The organism is Amycolatopsis umgeniensis, from assembly GCF_014205155.1.
Lineage (GTDB): Bacteria > Actinomycetota > Actinomycetes > Mycobacteriales > Pseudonocardiaceae > Amycolatopsis > Amycolatopsis umgeniensis.
This window is the reverse complement of the sequence record NZ_JACHMX010000001.1, coordinates 6,567,687-6,586,696: the sequence shown is the minus strand read 5'-3', so window position 1 is coordinate 6,586,696 and position 19,010 is coordinate 6,567,687. Positions and strand designations below refer to the sequence as shown.

Here is a 19,010-nt window from a genome sequence, read left to right as displayed (position 1 = left end):
CCCCGCAAAGCGACGGCGCGCGGTCTCACCCGGCCGACTGAATCGTTCAAGCCGACGAGGGCCCCGACCGGGGGCGTAGCAAGGGACCTTTGCTATCGCCCGGTCAGTCGCTCCCGTTGGCGCGGTGCCGGTCGCGGCCGTTGACCGGACGCTTTCCCGAGTCCTGGGAACCGAGCTGTTTCACGAGCGCGGCGGCACTGGCCGTGCCCGCCTGGTGCTCGGCGAGCGCGCGGGCGAGCAGATCGGCGAGACCGGCGTCCGGCGGCGGCTCGTCCTCCGCGATCGCGCGGGCGTAGCTCTCCGGGAACGGCGTGATCGGCCGCCAGGAGCCGGTGTCGGTCAGCGGGTCGAGCGCCGGCGGCATCCGCAGGCGCGGCAACCACGGATCCGCGACCTCTTCCTTGCCGCCCTGCCGGGGGCTTTCCTGGGAGCTTTGCCGAGTACCGCCGCCATAAGACGGTGGCGGGTCTTCCCGAGGCGGCGGCGCGAGCGGGACGGCGGGTTCCGTGTACTCCACCGGCGGCTGCTCCCGGCGGCCGCGTCCCGTGTCGGCGCGTTCCTCGGCCACGGGTTCGGGGTGCACGGGATCCGCGGCACCGTCCGCGCGGCGACGGCCACCGCCGTGCCCGCCCGCGCTCGAGATCCCGAGCCGGTCCAGTACGGATTTCGCCGCAACGGAACCGTGTTCGGCGTCGTGCCTGGTCTTGCGGGAAACGGGTGCGGCCGAGCGGCGGACACGCTCCTCGGCCGCCCACTCGTCGCTCTCCCACAACGGGGCGGCGGTCCCCGGCGGACGCGGCGGTTCGGCCTCGGCCGCGATCCGCGGCCGTGGTTCGGCGGCGGGTTCGGGAGCCAGCAGCAGTTCCGGGACCACGGGTTCCGGAACGGGCACCGGCTCCTCGTACCGGACGGTCACCTCGGGCCGCCGCCGCGCACCCGGGATCGGGGTTTCCGGCCGCGTGACCGCGGGGGGCGTCTCGCGTGCGGCGGGTGCCTCCGGACGGTGGCGTCGCGCGGGCTCCGGCTCCGGTCGCGATACGGGCTCAGGACGCGGCGCGGGCTCCGGTTTCGGCGGCGGCATCAGTTTCGGCGCGGCGGGTTCGGCCTTGGGCTCGAACCTGATCGACGGCTTGGGTTGCCGAGGTTTCCTCGGCACCCGGCGGCGCCAGTCGCTGTCGGACGCCGCGGCGTCACGAGACGGCTCCGGACGGGGCGGCGGTTTCAACACCGGAGCTTCGGTCTTCTCGGCGGCAGGCGCCACGGCCGGCTCCGCCGGACGCGGCGGAGCGGCGGGACGCGGAGGCTCGACAGGCGTGTTCCGCACCGGCTCGGGCTCGGCCTGCCGGTGCTGCCGCGCGGTCCGCGGCGGTTCGCGGCGAACCGGCGGCTCGGCCGCGGCCCGCTTCGGGGGCGCCGCGTCGATCGGCGCCATCACCGCGGTCACTTCGGCCGGAGCCGGAGCGGGCACGGGCACGGACGTGGGTGCCGCCGCGGCGGGCGTCCGCACGGCGACGGTCCGCAGGACGTCGTCGAGGTCGACAGCGGCGTTCTCGGCCGCGCCGAACTCACCGAGCAGGACGTTGCACGCCTGCCGTCGCGCGCGGGCGTGCAGATGTTCGGCGGCCCGCGAACGGTGCAGGCAGCCGATGGCCTCCTCGGCCCGGCCGAGCCGTTCCTCGATCTGCGCGAGTTCCAGCCACAGCCGCGCCGTGACGGCGTACAGCTTGTGATCTTCGGTTCCGGCGACCGCTTCACGGACGAGCATGCCCGCGGCTTCCCCTGATCCCGCGGGCAGCAGGACACGGGTGGCCACCGCCAGCCGCAGCCACGCGGCGGGCGCGATCCCGGCGGCCCGGACGGGCGCGTCGAGGATCGGCTGCGCGACCTCCAGCGCCATCTCCGTGTCGCCCCTGTCCAGCAGCGTGCAGACGAGCTGCAGGATCAGCCGGATCCGGACGAGACCCCCGTCGTCTTCGGGGTTCCCGAGCTTTTCGAGCATGCCCAGCCCGGTCCGGGCCGCGTCGGCCGCCGCCGTCAGGTCGCCGTGGCGACGACGGTGCGCCGACACCCCGACCCGCAGCATCGCGCGGATCAGCAGCTGCGAATCCGCCGTCATCGAGCCGTCGCCGAGCACGAGCTTGTCCGCCTCGGCGAGCACCCGGTCCAGTTCCGCCTTGCGGCCGAACTGCGCCAAGCAGCCGACGAGGTGGCACAACGCCTCGGCCCGGTGCGCCGGTGACACCGCCGGATCCGCCAGCAGCGGCCGCAGGGCGGCCAGCCCGGTCAGCGGGATTCCGACACTGCGCGCGCAGACCGCGAGATCGATCCTCAGCCGCGCGGCGATGTCGCCGTAGCCGGCGTGTTCGGCGGCGCGCAGGGCGGCCACCGCCCTGCCGACCGTCCGGGGACGACCGCCGAGCCGGACCCGAGCGGACACCACCAGGCTCTCCGCACGGATCCACTGCTCGTCGGCACCCGCGGCCTCGGCGAGCGCTGCCGCGCGCTCCCCGAGGACCAAGGCGAGTTCGGGCGCCCTCAGGTGGAGGGCGTCCGCACGTTCGATCAGCCTGCCGACAGCGGACAGGGTTCCTCCTGTGGCAGCCGTCCGCCCGCCCACCATGGTGGTGGGCAGGCCCGGCCGTTGGCGCTTGCTGGCTTCCACGGGGAACCCCCGGCCCTCAGTCGCGGGTCAGCTTGCGATGGGTGACGCGGTGCGGACGAGCCGCCTCGGCACCGAGACGATCGACCTTGTTCTTCTCGTAGCCCTCGAAGTTACCTTCGAACCAGAACCATTGCGAGGGGTTCTCGTCGGTGCCTTCCCAGGCGAGGATGTGCGTCGCGACCCTGTCGAGGAACCACCGGTCGTGCGAGATGACCACGGCGCAGCCGGGGAACTGCTCGAGAGCGTTCTCCAGCGAGCCCAGGGTCTCGACGTCCAGGTCGTTCGTCGGCTCGTCGAGCAGGATCAGGTTCCCGCCCTGTTTGAGGGTCAGCGCCAGGTTCAGCCGGTTGCGCTCACCGCCGGAGAGCACGCCCGCCGGCTTCTGCTGGTCCGGCCCCTTGAAACCGAACGCGCTGACGTAGGCACGCGAGGGCATTTCGGTCTGCCCGACGTGGATGTAGTCCAGCTTGTCCGAAACCACCTCCCATACCGTCTTCTTGGGGTCGATCCCGCCGCGGTTCTGGTCCACATAGGACAGCTTGACCGTCTCGCCGATCTTGACCACGCCGTCGTCCGGCTCCTCGAGCCCGACGATCGTCTTGAACAGGGTCGTCTTGCCGACACCGTTCGGCCCGATGACGCCGACGATGCCGTTGCGCGGCAGGTCGAACGACAGCCCGTCGATCAGCACGCGGTCGTCGAAACCCTTGCGCAGCTTCTCGACCTCGACGACCACGCTGCCCAGCCGGGGCCCCGGCGGGATCTGGATCTCTTCGAAGTCGAGCTTGCGGTGCTTGTCCGCCTCCGCCGCCATCTCCTCGTAGCGGTCCAGCCGGGACCGCGACTTGGTCTGGCGGGCCTTGGCGTTGGACCGGACCCATTCGAGTTCGGTCTTCAACCGCTTGGCGAGCTTGGCGTCCTTCTTGCCCTGGACCTCGAGGCGCTCGCGCTTCTTCTCCAGGTACGTGGAGTAGTTGCCCTCGTAGCCGACGACGCGGCCGCGGTCGAGCTCCATGATCCACTGCGCGACGTTGTCCAGGAAGTACCGGTCGTGGGTGACGGCGAGGACGGCACCGGCGTAGTTCGCGAGGAACTGCTCCAGCCACAGCACGCTTTCGGCGTCCAAATGGTTGGTGGGCTCGTCGAGGAGCAGCAGGTCCGGCGCGGACAGGAGCAGCTTGCACAGCGCGACCCGGCGGCGCTCACCACCGGAAAGGTGGGTGACCGGCTCTTCCGGCGGCGGGCAGCGCAGGGCGTCCATCGCCTGCTCCACCGCGGAGTCGATCTCCCACGCGTCGGCGTGGTCGAGGTCCTCCTGGAGCTTGCCCATCTCCTCCATCAGCTCGTCGCTGTAGTCGGTCGCCATCAGCTCGGCGACCTCGTTGAAGCGATTGAGCTTGACCTTGATCTCGCCAAGGCCTTCTTCGACGTTTTCGCGGACGGTCTTCTCTTCGTTGAGCACCGGCTCCTGCATGAGGATGCCGACGCTGGCGCCAGGCTGGAGGAAGGCTTCGCCGTTGCTGGCCTGCTCGATCCCCGCCATGATCTTCAGAACGGTGGACTTACCCGCGCCGTTCGGCCCCACCACGCCGATCTTGGCGCCGGGGTAGAACGCGGTGCTGACGTCGTCGAGGATGACCTTGTCCCCAACGGTCTTGCGCACCTTCTTCATGGTGTAGATGAACTCGGCCATACAAGCGATCGTAGAGCGAGCCGATCGCGGCCTTGACGGCGGTCACCACCGAACTACCGACAGTCAGCCCTATATCACTGAGCGAGCATCGGGACCCTCAAGCCACGGGTGCCTCCTCCAGTGCGGTGACCATGGGATTCCCGGCGGGCGGCGGCAACGGGATCGCCCTGGGCCGGTCACGCCCGGCTCGCCGGATCTCGGCGGAGCAGCGCGCGAGATTGGGACCGATGGAGAAGGCCTCAAGCTCAGGTAGACCGAGAGGTGCCGGGATCTCCTCCGCGGTCTCGGCGCCGCGCAGCCGCCCGGCCACGATCACCGGATCACCCTTGCTCAGACAGGAAAACGCCGCCATCGCCAGCTTTCGCCAGCAGGTGACCTTGACCGCGAGCTGCCTGCCCTCGCCCCACTCCCCGGTTTCCTTGTCGTACCGGCGTTCGACACTCCGCAGGCCGAACGACACGACGTCGTGCCCGTGCACCCGCCGCGGATGGTGGACCGGTTCGCTGGTCAGGTCGCCGATCATGGTCACCCATGTTTCACCCATCGCCATCACACTCGCCTTTCTCCTCGATCCGGGCCGCTCCCGGTGATCCCCTTGACCACAGACTGCCTCGGATCAAGGGGTGAAAATGGGTGCGATCCGGATCTGTGGACAACTCCGGGCGATGTGGGCTTCCTGTGGACAACTCCGGGCGGAGGGCCGGGAAGAGTCGGCCGGGTGTGCTACCGGGCAGGGGCTGAAGGGGACTTTCACCGCATGCGACGCCGAGAAAGCGCCCTTCACCACGCGAGGTGAGGGGAAGGGGCCCTTCAGCCCCGGGCCAGACGGGAGAACAGGCTAAGAGTCCCGGCCCCGGTCCGCGAGGTTCTTCAGCATCGCGTTGTAGGCGTTCAGATCCGCGTCGCCCGAGGCCTCCTCGCGGCGGTCCTTGCGCCGGGCCTCCCGCTCGTCCTGACGCGCCCACTGCACCAGCAGCGCGACGAGCACCAGCAGTACGGGCAGCTCGCCGGACGCCCACGCGATGCCGCCGCCGAGCCGCTGGTCGGTCAGCAGGTCGGTGACCCACGGCAGTTTCAGCCCGCGGTAGAAGTCCTGGCCGAGCACGGTCTGCATGCTCATCAGCGCGATCCCGAAGAACGCGTGGAACGGCATGGCGGCGAACATCATCCCCAGCCGTCCCAGCGGCGGGATCCGGCGTGGTGCCGGGTCGACGCCGATCACCGGCCAGTAGAAGACGTACCCGGCGAGCAGGAAGTGCGCGTTCATCGCCAGATGCGCCCAGTGGTAGTTCAGCGCGGCGTCGAACAGGCCCGAGAAGTACAAGCCGTAGAAGGAGCCGACGAACAGCAGGAGCGCGACGACAGGATGCGTCAGGAACCGTGAAAGCGGCGAGTGCACGAAGGCGAGCAGCCATTCACGCGGTCCGGGCGGGGCGTCCTTGCCCGCCGCGGGCAGGGCGCGCAGCGCGAGCGTCACGGGCCCGCCGAGCACGAACAGCACCGGCGCCACCATCGACAGCAGCATGTGGTTGCCCATGTGCACGCTGAACATCGCGGGCGCGTACCGGCCGATGCCGGACGACGTCGCGATCAGCAGCACGAAACAGCCCGCGAGCCACGCGACGGTCCGCCCGGTGGCCCAGGTGTCGCCACGCCGCCGCAGTCGCCGGACTCCGGCGAGGTACAGCCCGGCGAGAACGAGCGCGAGGGTGCCGTAGACGAGGTCGAACCGCCAGTCCGTGAGCAGCCGGAGCACGGTCGGCGGACCGTAGAGGTCGTAACCGATCAGCAGTTCCGTGGTCGACGGCTGGGTGAACGATTCCTGCGGCGGCGGGGTCTTCGCGAGGCCGGTGGCGATGCCGATCGTGATGAACATGATCAGCACCTCGACCGCGGCGAGCCGCAGCAGCTGCCCGCCGCCGGCGCCGTTCACCAGCCCGGCGACACCCTTCTGCCGTTGCTGGTGCCCGAAGACACCGAGCAGCAGCAACGCGACGATCTTCGCGAGTACGAGCAGGCCGTAGTCGGTGCTGAACAGATCGGCGATCCTGATCCGCACCAGCGCGTTCACGATGCCGGAAACGGCCATCACGACCCAGCAGACCAGCGCCAGCTTGGAAAACCGCGTCGCGGCGAGCTTGAGGTTCTCGCCGCGGCGCCAGCCGAGCGCGAGCAAGGCCACCAGGCCGCCGACCCACAGCGCGGCGGCGACCAGGTGGTACAGCAGGCTGTTGGTCGCCATGTCGTGCGAGCCGCCGCTCGCGGAATGTCCGGTGACCGCGACCGGGATCAGGCCGCCGACGGACAGGAAGAAGACCACCGTCGTCCAGCCCCAGGTCAGCGCGAGACGGCAGCCGAGCGCGACCAGCAGCGCGATCAGCGCGGTGAACAGCCAGGCCTTGGGCTGCTCGATGGCGTCCACGAGGTCGATCAGCACCTGCGGCGAGAGCACCTCGGTGAACGGGCGCCCCGCGCCGTCGGCCGCGGAGAAGAAGATCGACGCGGCGGCCGCGAAGAACCAGACCCACGCGGCGACACCCGCGACGCGGATGGCCGCGTAACCGTCCGCGGCGAGTGTGCCCGACTTCTGCGGCGGGACGAGGAACGCGGCGAGCAGCAGCGAACCCACGCACAGCACCGAAGCGGCCTCGGCCAGCACCCGGACGACGGTGATGCCGTAGCGCGTCACCAGCCCCGGATCCGGCAGGCCGGCGATGACGTAACCGGCACCGCCGGTCAGCGCGACCAGGCCGACGGCCACCACCGCCGCCAAGAGCGCCCCGATCGACACCAGCGGCAGGACACCGCCCTTCCGCGCGGGCAGGGCCGGTTTCGTCTCGGGGTCTGAAGGCACGTCACGAGGGTATGCCGGACGCGAAAGGGGCAAGATGGCGGCGTGCGGATCATCCTGCTGAGGCATGCCGAGTCGCTCGGCAACGTCGACGAACTCGCCTACACCCGGATTCCCGACCACGCCCTCCCGCTCACCGACGCGGGCCGCGAACAGGCGAGGCTGGCGGGCCCGGAGATCGAGGAACTCCTCGACGGGGAGCGGCCGGCGGTCTACGTCAGCCCGTATCTGCGGACGCGGGAAACGTTGCGGCTACTGGACATCCGTAGTTCCTGCGAGCGGATCGTGCCGGAGCCGAGGTTGCGGGAACAGGACTGGGGCAACCTCCAGGACCCGCTGGAACAGGAGGTCCAGAAGCAACGCCGCCACGAATTCGGGCACTTCTTCTACCGGCTCCCGTTCGGCGAGTCCGGGGCGGACGTCGACGACCGGGTCGCGGCGTTCCTCAGCGAACTGGCGGCCTGCGGCGAAAATCACCCTAAGACCGTGCTGGTCGTCTCGCACGGCCTGACCATCCGGTTGCTGTGCCGCCGGCTCTTCGGCTGGAGCATCGAGCTGTTCGAGTCCCTGTCCAATCCCACGACCTGCGAATATCGCGTCGTCGAACGCGCGGGCGACAAGTGGACGCTGGACCGCCCGTTCCGCCAATGGCGGGACTCACCCGACGGGGAGACTCAGGACTGACGGAGCGAGGAGCACCACCCTCGTCCCCAGTCCCGGGCTGGATTCGATCCGCGCGAAACCGCCGACTTCCGCCATCCGCGCGATGATCGAGTTCTCGAGGCCGAATCCGCGCCGCCGGTCGCCGACGTCGAATCCGGCGCCGTGATCGCGCACCGTCAGGGAGATCCCGCCGCCGATCCCTTCGACGCTGACGACGGCCCGCCTCGTCCCCGAGTGCTTGAGCGTGTTGCGCAAGGCCTCCCTGGCCGCGTCGTGCAGCGCCATGGCCGTCTCCTCCGGGAGCTCCGGACCGCAGTCGTCCTGGACGACGACCTCGGCGCGCAGGCCCTCAGCGGCCATCTCGGCGGCGAGCAGGCGGAGACGCTGGTGAAGTCCGACGGGTCCGGCCGGTTCGTGCTCGAGGCTGATCCGGAGGCGCATCGCCTGGGCGCGAGCGGTGCGGCGGACCCGGTCGAGGCTCGCCGCCGGGTCGAGTTCGTCGGCGGGCGCGGGGATGGCGAACGACTCCATCACCTGCAGGACGGTGTCGTGGACGTCGCGGCGGTGCCGTTCGCGTTCCGCCGCCCGGCCTTGCTGCTCCCCGAACCCGAGCGCGAACCGCATCGACGCGCCGACCAGGCCCACGACAGCGAGTGACGCCACCAGCGCCGTCGCGAGAGTGAGGAAGAGACCGAGCGAGGAAGCCGGGTCCAGCACGGAGTGCAGCACCACCCCGCCTCCGACGACCAGCGCTCCCGCCAGCGCGCCGCGCAGCAGGGTCCAGAGCATCACCGTCCCCATCAGATGGGTCCAGGTGATCGACGTGATCGTGAGGTCCTGCGCGGGCAGCGCGGCTCCCAGGGTCACGAGCGCCGTGAACCCGGCGTCGGCCACCGGCACCAGCCGCGTACCGGCGGGAGACCCGCGGAGGACCCAGATCGCTTCGGCGACGTTCGGCACCAGGTGCAGCACCGCGAACGTCCACAGCACCGACGGTCCGCTGAAACCTGCCGCCCACAGCGCCTGCACCAGCATCGCCAGCCGGAACACCACCGGGACCAGGACGAGCCGGGGCAACGTGGTCCGCACCAGCCGGTCCGGGATCCCGCCCTCGAGCATCAGCACCCTCACGCCGCTCCTCCCCCGGATCAGCCATCCTGAAACAGCGAACGAGTCGCATTCATTTCAGTTTACGAGCAATCAGCTTGCCCGCGTCGCGGCGAGGATGTCAACGGGCGACGGGTTCGGAGACCTCCTCCCGTTTCCGCGCCCGCGCCGCGGCCAGCGCGGACGGCACGATCAGCGCGGCGGTCAAGCCGACGAACAGGAACGACACCGAAAGCGACGTCACCTGCGCGATTCCGCCGATCAGGGGCGGTCCGGCGAGGAAGCCGGTGTAGGCGATCGCGGTGACGAAGGCCAGTTCCCGCTCGCCTCCGGTGCCGTCGGCGCGTTTGCCCGACGCCCCCGCGAGGCTCAACGCTATCGGGAAGGCCGCGGCCAGCCCGGCGCCCGCCAGCGCGAAGCCGACGAACCCGAACACCGGCACGCGGGCCAGCGCGGCGAGCACGAGCCCCGCCGCGGCGATCCCCGCGCCCACCGCCAACGCGCGAGTGGCGCCGAAGCGGTTCTGAAGCCACGCGCCCGCGAGCCTGGCGAGTGCCATGGCCAGGGCGAACCCGGAGTAGGCGAACGCCGCGGCGCCGTCGCCGACCCCGTGCACGGACGTCATCAGCAAGGCGGACCAGTCCGAACTCGCGCCCTCCGCGATCGCCGAGAACAACGCGATGGCGGCCAGCAACCAGAGGGCAGGACGCTTGATCGGGGGCACGCGGGGCTTCTCGACGGGCCCGGTGTGCGTGGGCCGCGCGCCGGGCACGGCCACGATGACGAAGGCGAGCACGACCAGCGCGGCCAACGCGGCGACGGTGAGGTGCCGTCCCGGTGACCAGTGGTGCGAAGCGGCGAATCCGGCGGCGACGGAGCCCGCCAGCGCGCCGAAGCTGAACCCGGCGTGCAGGATCGGCATGATGGCCCGCCCGGAACGGCGCTCCACCTCGACACCCGCGACGTTCATCGCGACGTCCAGCGCGCCGACGCTCGCCCCGAGGACGAACAACGCCCCCGCGAGCAGGACGACCGACGTCGAGAAGCCGATCATCGGCAGCGCGGCACAGGCGATGATCGTGCTGCCCGCGACCACCGCACGGGCACCGTGGCGCTCGATCAGCCGTCCCGAAACCGACGCCGCGATCAGCATGCCGACACTGGCCCCCAGCAGGGCAAGGCCGAAAACACCCGGTGAGGCGTTCACCCTTTCCGACAACGCCGGAGTCCGCGGCGCCCAGGAGCCGAGCGCGGCCCCGTTGAGCGCGAACACGACGAAAACGGCCGTACGGTCACGCATATGCCCAAGTCTCCTTCCGATTCCTGTTCCCCCAGAATGACTTAAGCGCTTCAGAAAGTCCACTGGTCCCGCCCGGGACTAGACTGCGGCGGTGACCAGCACGCGACGGCGACGGCCGACGTTGGACGATGTCGCCGACGCCGTCGGGGTGTCGCGCGCGACCGTGTCCAACGCCTACAACCGGCCCGATCAGCTGTCCGCCCGGCTTCGGGAAGAGGTGCTGCGAGCGGCCAAGAAAATCGGGTACGCGGGGCCGAACCCGACTGCGCGCAGCCTCGCCACCAGCCGCACCGGCGCGATCGCCGTCCTGCTCGACACGAATCTTTCGACGGCCTTCTCGGATCCCGCGCTGTCGGTCACCCTCGACGCGCTCTCAACGGTCGTCGACCCCGAGGGCCACGCCCTCCTGCTGCTGCCCGGCGACGGCGAGAGCGGCGGCCCGCGCGCGGAGCGGATCCTGACCGCACAGGCTGACATCGCCGTGGCGTATTCGCTGGCGGACGGGGCGCCGGCGCTGAACGCGGTCCGCGATCGGGGTCTGCCGCTGGTGGTGATCGACCAGCCGCATATCCGCGGTTCGGCCAGGATCGGCGTGGCGGACCGGGCGGGGGCGGCCGCGGCGGCGCGGCACCTGCTGGAGCTCGGGCACCGGCGGATCGGGATCTTCTCGGCGCAATGCCTCTCGGCGCCGCGTGGCGGCGAACTGAGCGTGGCGGAGGCCGGGAACAGCAGGTTCCACGACAACCGCGAGCGGATGGCCGGTTACCTGGAGACGCTGGCCGAGGCGGGTGTCCCGGCGGCGGACGTGCCGATCTGGGAGGCGTCCGGGCTCTCGGTCGAGGGCGCGCTCCCGAGCGCGTTCGGCCTGCTCGACCGGCATCCGCGGCCGACGGCGTTGTTGTGCATGTCGGATCTGCTGGCGCTGGCGGCGATTTCGGCGGCGAGGCACCTCGGGCTGTCCGTCCCGGGTGATCTTTCCGTCGTGGGCTTCGACGACATCCCGCCCGCCCGGTGGTCCGAACCACCGCTGACGACGGTCCGGCAGGATCTCGCCGCCAAGGGGCGGGCGGCCGGCGACCTGGTACTGGGCCTGCTGCGCGGGGAGAAGACACCCGCTCCCGCCGAGTTGCCCGCCGAACTGGTCGTGCGGGAGTCCACCGCGCGCGTTTAGCAGCCGATTCCGTCGAGCACAAGGCGGTCCCGGTGATATGTGGACAACTCGCCCCGATCAGGCGGCGCACAACTACTCATCCACAGAAGTAGAAATGCGGGCTGACAAAGCCTTCCTCTCGGGTCATCGTGGAATCACACATTCACCGGCGGCGATCGAGCCGCCGATTCACGGGGGAGAACCCAGCCATGCAACGACGTTTGACGAACCTGCGCGCACGCCTCCCGCATGTCCTCCTGCTGGCCGTGTTCGGCCTGCTGACCAGTGCCGGGGTCGCGAGCGCCACCTCCGTCCCGCCCGCACCCGTCTGTCAGAAGGGCGAGTTCTGCGTGTACGGCGAAGAATCGTTCGGTGGCACGGCGCACAAATTCGACCTGCGCACCTCCAATCCCGAGGAATGCATTCCCCTGCCCGAAGGCTTCGACGGGCATTCGTTCGTGAACCGGCTGAGCCGGGACGTCACGATTTATCAGAGCGAGGAGTGCACCACGGAGGGAGATTTCATCACCTATCCGGGTGGCGGCACCTACGTACCCCAGGGACCGTTCGTGATCCGCGCCCTCAAGATCTGGGACTGACCACCCCGGCGGTTCGTGCCGGTCGCTGGCAGAGGAGTCGACTCGCGACCTGCGCGAACCCAGGGGCCGCTCCCCCGAAGCGGCCCCGGCCCGTGAGCGCGTCACCCCGCGTCGTGACGCGCTCACGGGTGTTCCAAAAAACGGTGGGCTCGACCTGAAACGATCTGGCGGTGTCGAACGATCGACAGGTTGGCGACGGCTAAGCTGCCGATGCTGGGCGACACCCAACGTCGCCGACGTCGGCCCTCGTAGCTCAGCTGGATAGAGCAAGAGCCTTCTAATCTCTAGGTCGCAGGTTCAAGTCCTGCCGGGGGCACGTCGCAGACGGTCCTGCCGCGAGGCGCAAACGCGCTTCGCGGCGGGGCCATCAAGACCCGGGCTGTCGCTTTTCGAGCCCGAGTCGCCGCTCGTTCACCTTTCGACGCGGCAGTTTGTCAACTTTCCCCGATACATCGGCGTTTCCCTGGTGCGCGGGCCCTGTCGGAAAGATCACGTCCGAGCTGCGCGGCTTCGCGTTGTCACGTTCCCATCAGGTCTTGCGGGGAGGCGGACATCGCCTCGTTACGCCGACTGGACCAAGACCGAGAAAATCCAAGGAGAGGAGGAGCGCAAGGACTCCCAGACGAAGCCCTGTGACAGGCAGGCCGAGTACTCTCGGCGAACCGGTCCGCAGGCACGTCGGGGCGCTATAGGTTGTGCGCATGTACGTGCCGCCCTCGACACAGCGTGCCCCGCAGCCGACCGCCGGGTCTCCCTGGTGGCTGGTCATCGGCCCCGCCTTCGCTGCGCTCATCGGCCTTTTCCTGGTCACCGTGATCTACCGCTTCGACGGCGAGTCGGCCCTTCAGCTCGATCTGGGCATGTCCAGCCAGTCCCTGCTGCTGAACGGCCTCGTCTCGTACCTCGTCGCGGCCGCGATCGCCTTCCCGGCAGGGCTGCTTCTCGGCGCACGCTTCCCGACGGCGGTGACCGTGCCGGCGATCTTCTCGATGCTCCTCGGCGTGGTGCTGATCGCCTTCGTCCCCAACATCGGCCTGCTCCTGGTCGGCCGGGTGCTCACCGGGCTCGGCGCGGGTGCCGTCCTCGGGGTGACGATCGCCCTGATCCGGCGGCTCCAGGCCGGCCGCGGCGCCGCGGCCGGGATCACGGCGGGCCTCGGTGTCCTCGCCCTGGCGCTCGCGCCGGTCCTTGGTGGGCTGCTCTCGGACGCCACCGGCTTCCGCGTGGTGTTCGTGGTGGCCACGCTGTTCGTGTTCGTCGCACTCGTCGTCGCCGGAATCCTCGGCATCGTCGCGGCGACCAAGGCGAAGCCACCGGTCCCGCCGATGCCGTACCCGCCGCACGCCTGACTTTCAGCCGCCGAGGCCCCGCAACGCCGCGAGCAGCTCGTCCGGCACGGCGAGCCCCGCCTCCACTTCCGACACCTTCGCGGCCACGCGCCGGTACGTCGCCCGGCCGCGGGCGCTGAGGTGGACGAGCACGCGGCGCCTGTCGGCGGCGTCGACCTCGCGATAGGCCTGCGCGGTGGTCACCAGTTTGTCGACCACCCTGGTCAGGGTCGGCCCGGTGGTCAGCGTCCGGTCGGCGAGGTCGGCCATGGCGAGGCCGTCCTTGCCGCTCAACGCGTCCAGCACCAGCCACTGGTCCAGGGTGAGACCTTCCTTGGCGAGCACCTGCTCGACCCTGGTGGCGACGGCCCTGGCGGCACGGGTGAGCGAGCCGGTGAGCGACAACCCGGCCGTCGCGACGCCTCGTGTGCCCATATTCCGTCCCCTTGCCAAAACCGGACACCCTCGCAATACTTCCAGGTGAAAGCACTTTGACCTTACCGGGCCACCGCACGGAGCGCCATGCCCCCACGCCTCGCCACGCGGACCCGCGACGACACCTGGCGCGTGGCCATGGTGGTCCCGTTGCAGGGGCCCGCCGGGCTGTTCGGCCCGTCCTGCGAGGCGATCACGGAGCTGGCCGTCCACGAGCTCAACGAATCCGGCGGCATCCTCGGCAGACAGGTCGAGGCCGAAGTCGTCGACGGCGGCGGCAGCCCCAGGCAAGTAGCCGGAGACCTGCGACGCCTCGTCGAGAGCGGACAGGTCGACGCGGTGAGCGGGTGGCACATCTCTTCGGTCCGGCACGCTCTCGCGCCGGTCGTGGCCGACAGGGTGCCGTACGTGTACACCTCGCTCTACGAAGGCGGCGAGCGCCGCTCGGGCATCTTCTGCACGGGCGAAACACCGCGCTGCCAGATCGAGCCGGCCCTGCGCTGGCTGCGCGACCACCTCGGCGCCCGGCGCTGGTTCGTCGTCGGCGACGACTACGTCTGGCCGCACCGGACGACGCGGGCGATCCGGCACTACGCCAAGGATCTCGGCCTGCGCATCACCGGCGAGGCGTTCGTCGGGCTCGGCGCGGGCGATATGTCCACAGTGGTCCGTTCGGTCGAACAGTCCACAAGCGACGGTGTGCTCATGTTGCTGGTCGGGCAGGACGCGGTGCGCTTCAACCGCGCCTTCGCCGCGCACGGGCTCAGCGACCGGCTGATCAGGTTCAGCCCGCTGATGGAGGAGAACATGCTCCTCGCGAGCGGCGCGAACGCCACCGCCGACCTGTACGTCTCCGCCGCCTACTTCCGGTCCATGGTCACCGCCGACGCGATGGACCTGCTCGGCCGCTACGTCGACCGAAACGGTCCCGGCGCCCCGGCCTTGAACAACGCCGCCGAATCCTGTTACGAGGGACTGCACACGCTGGCGGAACTCGTCCGGCGGGCGGGGACGCCGGATCTGCCCGCGCTCAACGCCGCGATCGACGGCGTCGCCTACCACGGGCCGCGCGGCACGATCGAGTTCCGCGGGCAGCAGGCCGACCAGCACGTCCATCTCGCGGTCGCCGACGGTTACGACTTCGAAGTCCTCACCCGGCTCTGAACCGCACACCCTTGACTCACCGCGGCACACCACATACTTTCATTTGAAATTATTCCATGTGATGCACATTACGCGGAGGTGGGCATGGGCAACGTGGGCCTGCTCTACGTCGGCGCCGCCTTGATGATCAACGGCCTGATGTTGCTCGGCCGGATACCGCCGCGTTCGGCGGCGGTGCTGAACCTGTTCGTCGGGGCACTGCAGTGCGTCACCCCGACCGTGCTGATCGCCCAGGCGAACGGGAATCCGGACGCGATCCTCGCCGCGTCCGGCCTGTACCTGTTCGGTTTCACCTACCTGTACGTCGGCATCGCGAACCTCGCGGGCCTGGCGCCCGAAGGCATCGGCTGGTTCTCGCTCTTCGTGGCGGGCGCCGCCGTGGTGTACGCGGGAATCGCGTTCTGGCACGACAACGATCCGGTGTTCGGCGTCATCTGGCTGTCGTGGGCACTGCTGTGGACGTTGTTCTTCCTGGTGCTCGGCCTCGGCAAGGAACGGCTGACGCGGTTCACCGGCTGGACCGTCCTCCTGCTCAGCCAGCCGACCTGCACGGTGCCCGCCTTCCTCGGCCTGACCGGCGCGTACCGCAGCGACGCCGGCACGGCGCTGCTGGCGGCCGCGATCGCGGTGGTGCTCGTCGCGGCGGCCGGTTCCCTCGACGTCCTGAAAACCCAGTCGGAGAAAAGGAGTCTTCATGCGACACGGTGACATTTCCGCCAGCCCGGACACGGTCGGCGTCGCGGTGGTCAACTACAAGATGCCTCGTCTGCACACCAAGGCCGAAGTCCTCGACAACGCCCGCAAGATCGCCGAAATGGTGGTGGGCATGAAATCCGGGCTCCCCGGTATGGACCTCGTGGTGTTCCCGGAGTACTCGACGCAGGGCATCATGTACGACCCGAAGGAAATGTACGAGACCGCGGCGACGATTCCCGGTGAGGAGACCGAAATCTTCGCCGCCGCTTGCCGGGAAGCCCAGACCTGGGGTGTCTTCTCCATCACCGGAGAACGACACGAAGACCACCCGGACAAACCGCCGTACAACACCCTCGTGCTCATCAACGACCGCGGCGAGATCGTCCAGAAGTACCGCAAGATCCTGCCGTGGTGCCCGATCGAAGGCTGGTACCCCGGCGAGGAGACCTACGTCAGCGACGGCCCCAAGGGCATGAAGATCTCGCTGATCATCTGCGACGACGGGAACTACCCGGAGATCTGGCGCGACTGCGCGATGAAGGGCGCCGAACTGATCGTGCGCTGCCAGGGTTACATGTATCCGGCCAAGGAACAGCAGGTCCTGATGGCCAAGGCGATGGCGTGGGCCAACAACTGTTACGTGGCCGTGGCGAACGCCGCCGGTTTCGACGGCGTCTATTCCTACTTCGGCCACTCCGCGATCATCGGTTTCGACGGGCGCACGCTCGGCGAGACCGGTGAAGAGGAATACGGGATCCAGTACGCGCAGCTTTCGGTTTCGGCGATCCGCGACGCGCGGACCTACGACCAGTCGCAGAACCACATCTTCAAGCTGCTGCACCGCGGGTACACCGGCATGCAGGACGCGGACGAAGGCGACAAGGGTGTCGCGGACTGCCCGTTCGACTTCTACAAGCTCTGGGTCACGGATGCCAAGAAGGCACAGGAGAAGGTCGAGTCGATCACCCGCGACACCATCACTCCTCCGCACCCATGATGAGCACCGTCAGGCGGACACCCCGGGACGTGTGGACGAAACTCAGCACCAGCGGGACGAGCACGAACGCGATGTAGGTCCACAAAGGCCAGTGGTACAGATGGTTCAGGTGCCAAGTCTCCTTGAGGGCGATGAAGAAGGCGCCCGCGCAGACGATGAACCAGCCTTTGGCCTTGTTGGCGAAGGTGGTCATGGTGCGCCGCTGGCCCGCCGTGAGCGTCTCCATGAACTCGCGCTGCGCCTTCTTCCGGCGACGGCGTTCCTTGATGACGGCCACCGGCGGCACCAGCCACCACCAGCGCGACGCGGGGGTGCCGCCGGTGGGACGTCGCGTCTGGACCGAGCGCAGGTCTTCGAACCGCTCGCTCTCCTCACGGAGTTCGAGGGCGCCCTGGTACATGGGCCCGGCGACGAGGAGCCAGCCGCCGAGGAAGGCGGACCAGGCGATGACGAACTCGATGTGGATCACCCTCTCGTAGATTCCCCGGCGATCAGGGTATCGGTCCTACAATCGGGCGATGGACAGGATCGACAGCGGCAGCCGCGTGATCGCCGCACCGCCCGCGACCGTCTACGAAGCCCTGCTCGACAAGGAATCGCTCGAGTCCTGGCTGCCGCCCGAAGGCATGCGCGGCCGGATCGAACGCTGGGATCCGAGGCCCGGCGGGGGTTTCCGGATGATCCTCACCTACCTCGACGCGTCCGCCGCGCCCGGTAAGTCCTCGGAAGCGACGGACGTCGTCGAAGTCGGGTTCGCCGACCTGGTGCCGCCGGAGCGTGTGGTCCAGCTGGCCGTTTTCGAGTCCGGAGACCCCGCCTTCGCGGGCACCATGACGATGACCTGGCAACTGGCCGCCGCGGGTGACGGCACCGAAGTGACCGTCACCGCGACGGGTGTCCCGCCCGGCATCGGACAGGCGGATCACGAAGCCGGAATCGCCTCCTCACTGGCCAATCTGGCTTCCTTCACCGAAACGCGCTGACGGCCGGACGCGATGATGACCGCGGCGAGGACGGCCATCGCCAGTGGCACGAAGAGCGCCGCACGGAAGCCGCCGAGCACGGCCTCCGGCGAACCGTCCCCGAGGGCGGCGACGTTGACCGCGGTCACCGCGGACAGACCGAGCGCCGCGCCGAACTGGAAGGCCGTGTACAGCAGGCCGCCCGCCAGTCCTTGCTCGTCCTCGGCGATCCCGTCGGTGGCGACGATCGTCAGCGGACCATAGGCGAGCGCGAACCCGAGGCCCAGGATGATCATCGACGGGAACATCGCCGCATACGTCCAGTCCAGGCCGAGCGGCAGGAAGAGCGCGTACGCCACGGCGGCGAGCACGAAGCCGCCGAAGATCAGCCGCGTGTTGCCGAACTTCGCCACCAGCCACGGGGTCAGCGTCGGCGCGAGGATCGCGTCGATTCCGACGGCCAGCAGCGCGAAACTCGTCTCGAGCGTCGACCAGCCCCGCAGTTCCTGCAGGTACAGCGTGACGAGGAACTGGAACCCGAAGAACGAACCCGCGAAGAGCAGGGCGCTCGTGTTCGCCCGCACCAGCGGCCCCGACCTCAGGATGCCCAGCCGCACCAACGGCGCGGGCGAGCGGCGTTCGACGGCCACGAAGGCCACCAGCGCCGCCACTCCCCCGGCGAAGGAGGCGACCGTCCAGCCCCAGCCCTGTCCGGGATGTTCCAGCCGGACCACCGCGTAGGCGATCAGCAGCATCGCCAGGGTCACGGTGACCGCCCCGGCGAAGTCCAGGCGTTGGGGCACGCGTTCCTTTCGCGCGGGTTCCTTGATCAGCCAGAGCGCGGCGAGCAGGATGACGGCCGACAGGAACACCGGAGTGAAGAACACCCAGCGCCAGTCGATCCTGGTCAGCAGCCCGCCGATGACCAGGCCGAGCGAGAACCCGCCCGCCCCGGTGCCCGCGTAGAACAGCAGTGCCTTGTTGCGCTTCGGGCCTTCTTCGAAGCTCGTGGTGATGATCGACAGGCCGGCCGGGGTCATGAAGGCCGCGGCGACGCCGGTGACGAACCGGGCGAGCAGCAGCATCCAGCCCTCCGTGGCGAATCCGCCGAGACCGGAGAAGACGAGGAACACCACCAGCCAGCCGAGGAACATGCGACGGCGGCCGTAGAGGTCGGCCGCGCGCCCGCCCAGCAGCATGAATCCGCCGTAGCCGAGCACGTAGGCGCTCACCACGCCGCTCAGCGTCGCCGTCGACAGGCCGAGTTCGGCCCGGATGGACGGCAACGCCACGTTCAGCATCGCGACGTCGATGCCCTCCAGGAAGATGGCGCCGCACAGCACCAGGAGCACGCCCCAGGCCCGCCCGCTCATCCGGTCCGCGGCACGTGTTGTAGTCAAGAT

17 protein-coding genes and 1 tRNA gene are annotated in these 19,010 nt (G+C 69.6%); 9 read left to right on the top strand and 9 right to left on the bottom strand.

Annotated features, from left to right (window positions below; translation table 11 throughout):
* Window positions 1-103 precede the first annotated feature (103 nt).
* The 4 genes from HDA45_RS30790 to HDA45_RS30775 form a co-directional block, all read right to left on the bottom strand.
* Window positions 104-2,662 (bottom strand): hypothetical protein, encoded by a 2,559-nt coding sequence (locus HDA45_RS30790; protein ID WP_184901215.1) that lies wholly within the window; start codon window positions 2,660-2,662, stop codon window positions 104-106.
* 16 nt (window positions 2,663-2,678) lie between these two features.
* On the bottom strand, window positions 2,679-4,355 hold the full coding sequence (gene ettA / locus HDA45_RS30785) for an energy-dependent translational throttle protein EttA (protein ID WP_184901213.1): 1,677 nt from the start codon (window positions 4,353-4,355) through the stop codon (window positions 2,679-2,681).
* 97 nt (window positions 4,356-4,452) lie between these two features.
* Window positions 4,453-4,899 carry a single-stranded DNA-binding protein gene (locus tag HDA45_RS30780; RefSeq protein ID WP_246480843.1) on the bottom strand — a complete coding sequence of 149 codons (447 nt, stop codon included), beginning with the start codon at window positions 4,897-4,899 and terminating at the stop codon, window positions 4,453-4,455.
* A gap of 294 nt (window positions 4,900-5,193) precedes the next feature.
* Window positions 5,194-7,209 (bottom strand): cytochrome c oxidase assembly protein, encoded by a 2,016-nt coding sequence (locus HDA45_RS30775; protein WP_184901209.1) that lies wholly within the window; start codon window positions 7,207-7,209, stop codon window positions 5,194-5,196.
* Window positions 7,210-7,251: 42 nt separating this feature from the next.
* Between HDA45_RS30775 and HDA45_RS30770 the strand changes: the two genes are divergently transcribed.
* Window positions 7,252-7,890 carry a histidine phosphatase family protein gene (locus HDA45_RS30770; RefSeq protein ID WP_184901207.1) on the top strand — a complete coding sequence of 213 codons (639 nt, stop codon included), beginning with the start codon at window positions 7,252-7,254 and terminating at the stop codon, window positions 7,888-7,890.
* Here HDA45_RS30770 and HDA45_RS30765 read toward each other — a convergent pair.
* Both HDA45_RS30765 and HDA45_RS30760 read right to left on the bottom strand, forming a co-directional pair.
* Window positions 7,864-8,994 (bottom strand): ATP-binding protein, encoded by a 1,131-nt coding sequence (locus HDA45_RS30765; protein WP_184906225.1) that lies wholly within the window; start codon window positions 8,992-8,994, stop codon window positions 7,864-7,866. The genes HDA45_RS30770 and HDA45_RS30765 overlap by 27 nt on opposite strands.
* A gap of 103 nt (window positions 8,995-9,097) precedes the next feature.
* Complete coding sequence (locus HDA45_RS30760; protein WP_184901205.1) at window positions 9,098-10,276, bottom strand: MFS transporter; 1,179 nt, start codon at window positions 10,274-10,276, stop codon at window positions 9,098-9,100.
* A gap of 121 nt (window positions 10,277-10,397) precedes the next feature.
* On the opposite strand from HDA45_RS30760, the gene HDA45_RS30755 reads away from it, so the two are divergent.
* The 4 genes from HDA45_RS30755 to HDA45_RS30740 all read left to right on the top strand — a co-directional run bounded on the left by HDA45_RS30755 (window position 10,398) and on the right by HDA45_RS30740 (window position 13,374).
* Window positions 10,398-11,447, top strand: a complete 1,050-nt coding sequence (locus tag HDA45_RS30755) for a LacI family DNA-binding transcriptional regulator (protein ID WP_184906223.1) — start codon at window positions 10,398-10,400, stop codon at window positions 11,445-11,447.
* A gap of 188 nt (window positions 11,448-11,635) precedes the next feature.
* Window positions 11,636-12,025, top strand: a complete 390-nt coding sequence (locus tag HDA45_RS30750) for a peptidase inhibitor family I36 protein (RefSeq protein WP_184901203.1) — start codon at window positions 11,636-11,638, stop codon at window positions 12,023-12,025.
* A 242-nt stretch (window positions 12,026-12,267) separates the two neighbouring features.
* Window positions 12,268-12,341, top strand: a tRNA-Arg gene (locus tag HDA45_RS30745).
* A gap of 385 nt (window positions 12,342-12,726) precedes the next feature.
* Complete coding sequence (locus HDA45_RS30740; protein WP_184901201.1) at window positions 12,727-13,374, top strand: MFS transporter; 648 nt, start codon at window positions 12,727-12,729, stop codon at window positions 13,372-13,374.
* Between the two features lie 3 nt (window positions 13,375-13,377).
* Here HDA45_RS30740 and HDA45_RS30735 read toward each other — a convergent pair whose 3' ends face one another.
* On the bottom strand, window positions 13,378-13,788 hold the full coding sequence (locus HDA45_RS30735) for a MarR family winged helix-turn-helix transcriptional regulator (protein ID WP_184901199.1): 411 nt from the start codon (window positions 13,786-13,788) through the stop codon (window positions 13,378-13,380).
* Window positions 13,789-13,875: 87 nt separating this feature from the next.
* Here HDA45_RS30735 and HDA45_RS30730 point away from each other — a divergent pair, with 87 nt between their 5' ends.
* The 3 genes from HDA45_RS30730 (at window position 13,876) to HDA45_RS30720 (ending at window position 16,645) form a co-directional block, all read left to right on the top strand.
* Window positions 13,876-14,952 (top strand): substrate-binding domain-containing protein, encoded by a 1,077-nt coding sequence (locus tag HDA45_RS30730; protein WP_281400806.1) that lies wholly within the window; start codon window positions 13,876-13,878, stop codon window positions 14,950-14,952.
* Between the two features lie 84 nt (window positions 14,953-15,036).
* Complete coding sequence (locus tag HDA45_RS30725; protein ID WP_184901197.1) at window positions 15,037-15,660, top strand: AmiS/UreI family transporter; 624 nt, start codon at window positions 15,037-15,039, stop codon at window positions 15,658-15,660.
* Entirely contained in the window at window positions 15,647-16,645 is a 999-nt protein-coding gene (locus HDA45_RS30720; RefSeq protein WP_184901195.1) for an aliphatic amidase, read from the top strand. The genes HDA45_RS30725 and HDA45_RS30720 overlap by 14 nt, the downstream gene beginning before the upstream one ends.
* Here the strand turns inward: HDA45_RS30720 and HDA45_RS30715 are convergent.
* A complete protein-coding gene (locus HDA45_RS30715; protein ID WP_184901193.1) occupies window positions 16,626-17,114 on the bottom strand; it encodes a hypothetical protein in 489 nt (162 codons plus the stop codon). The two genes, HDA45_RS30720 and HDA45_RS30715, sit on opposite strands and share 20 nt — an antisense overlap.
* Window positions 17,115-17,163: 49 nt before the next feature.
* Here HDA45_RS30715 and HDA45_RS30710 point away from each other — a divergent pair, with 49 nt between their 5' ends.
* Complete coding sequence (locus HDA45_RS30710; RefSeq protein WP_184901191.1) at window positions 17,164-17,628, top strand: SRPBCC family protein; 465 nt, start codon at window positions 17,164-17,166, stop codon at window positions 17,626-17,628.
* Here HDA45_RS30710 and HDA45_RS30705 read toward each other — a convergent pair.
* Window positions 17,568-19,007 (bottom strand): MFS transporter, encoded by a 1,440-nt coding sequence (locus HDA45_RS30705; protein WP_378316885.1) that lies wholly within the window; start codon window positions 19,005-19,007, stop codon window positions 17,568-17,570. The two genes, HDA45_RS30710 and HDA45_RS30705, sit on opposite strands and share 61 nt — an antisense overlap.
* Window positions 19,008-19,010 lie beyond the last annotated feature (3 nt).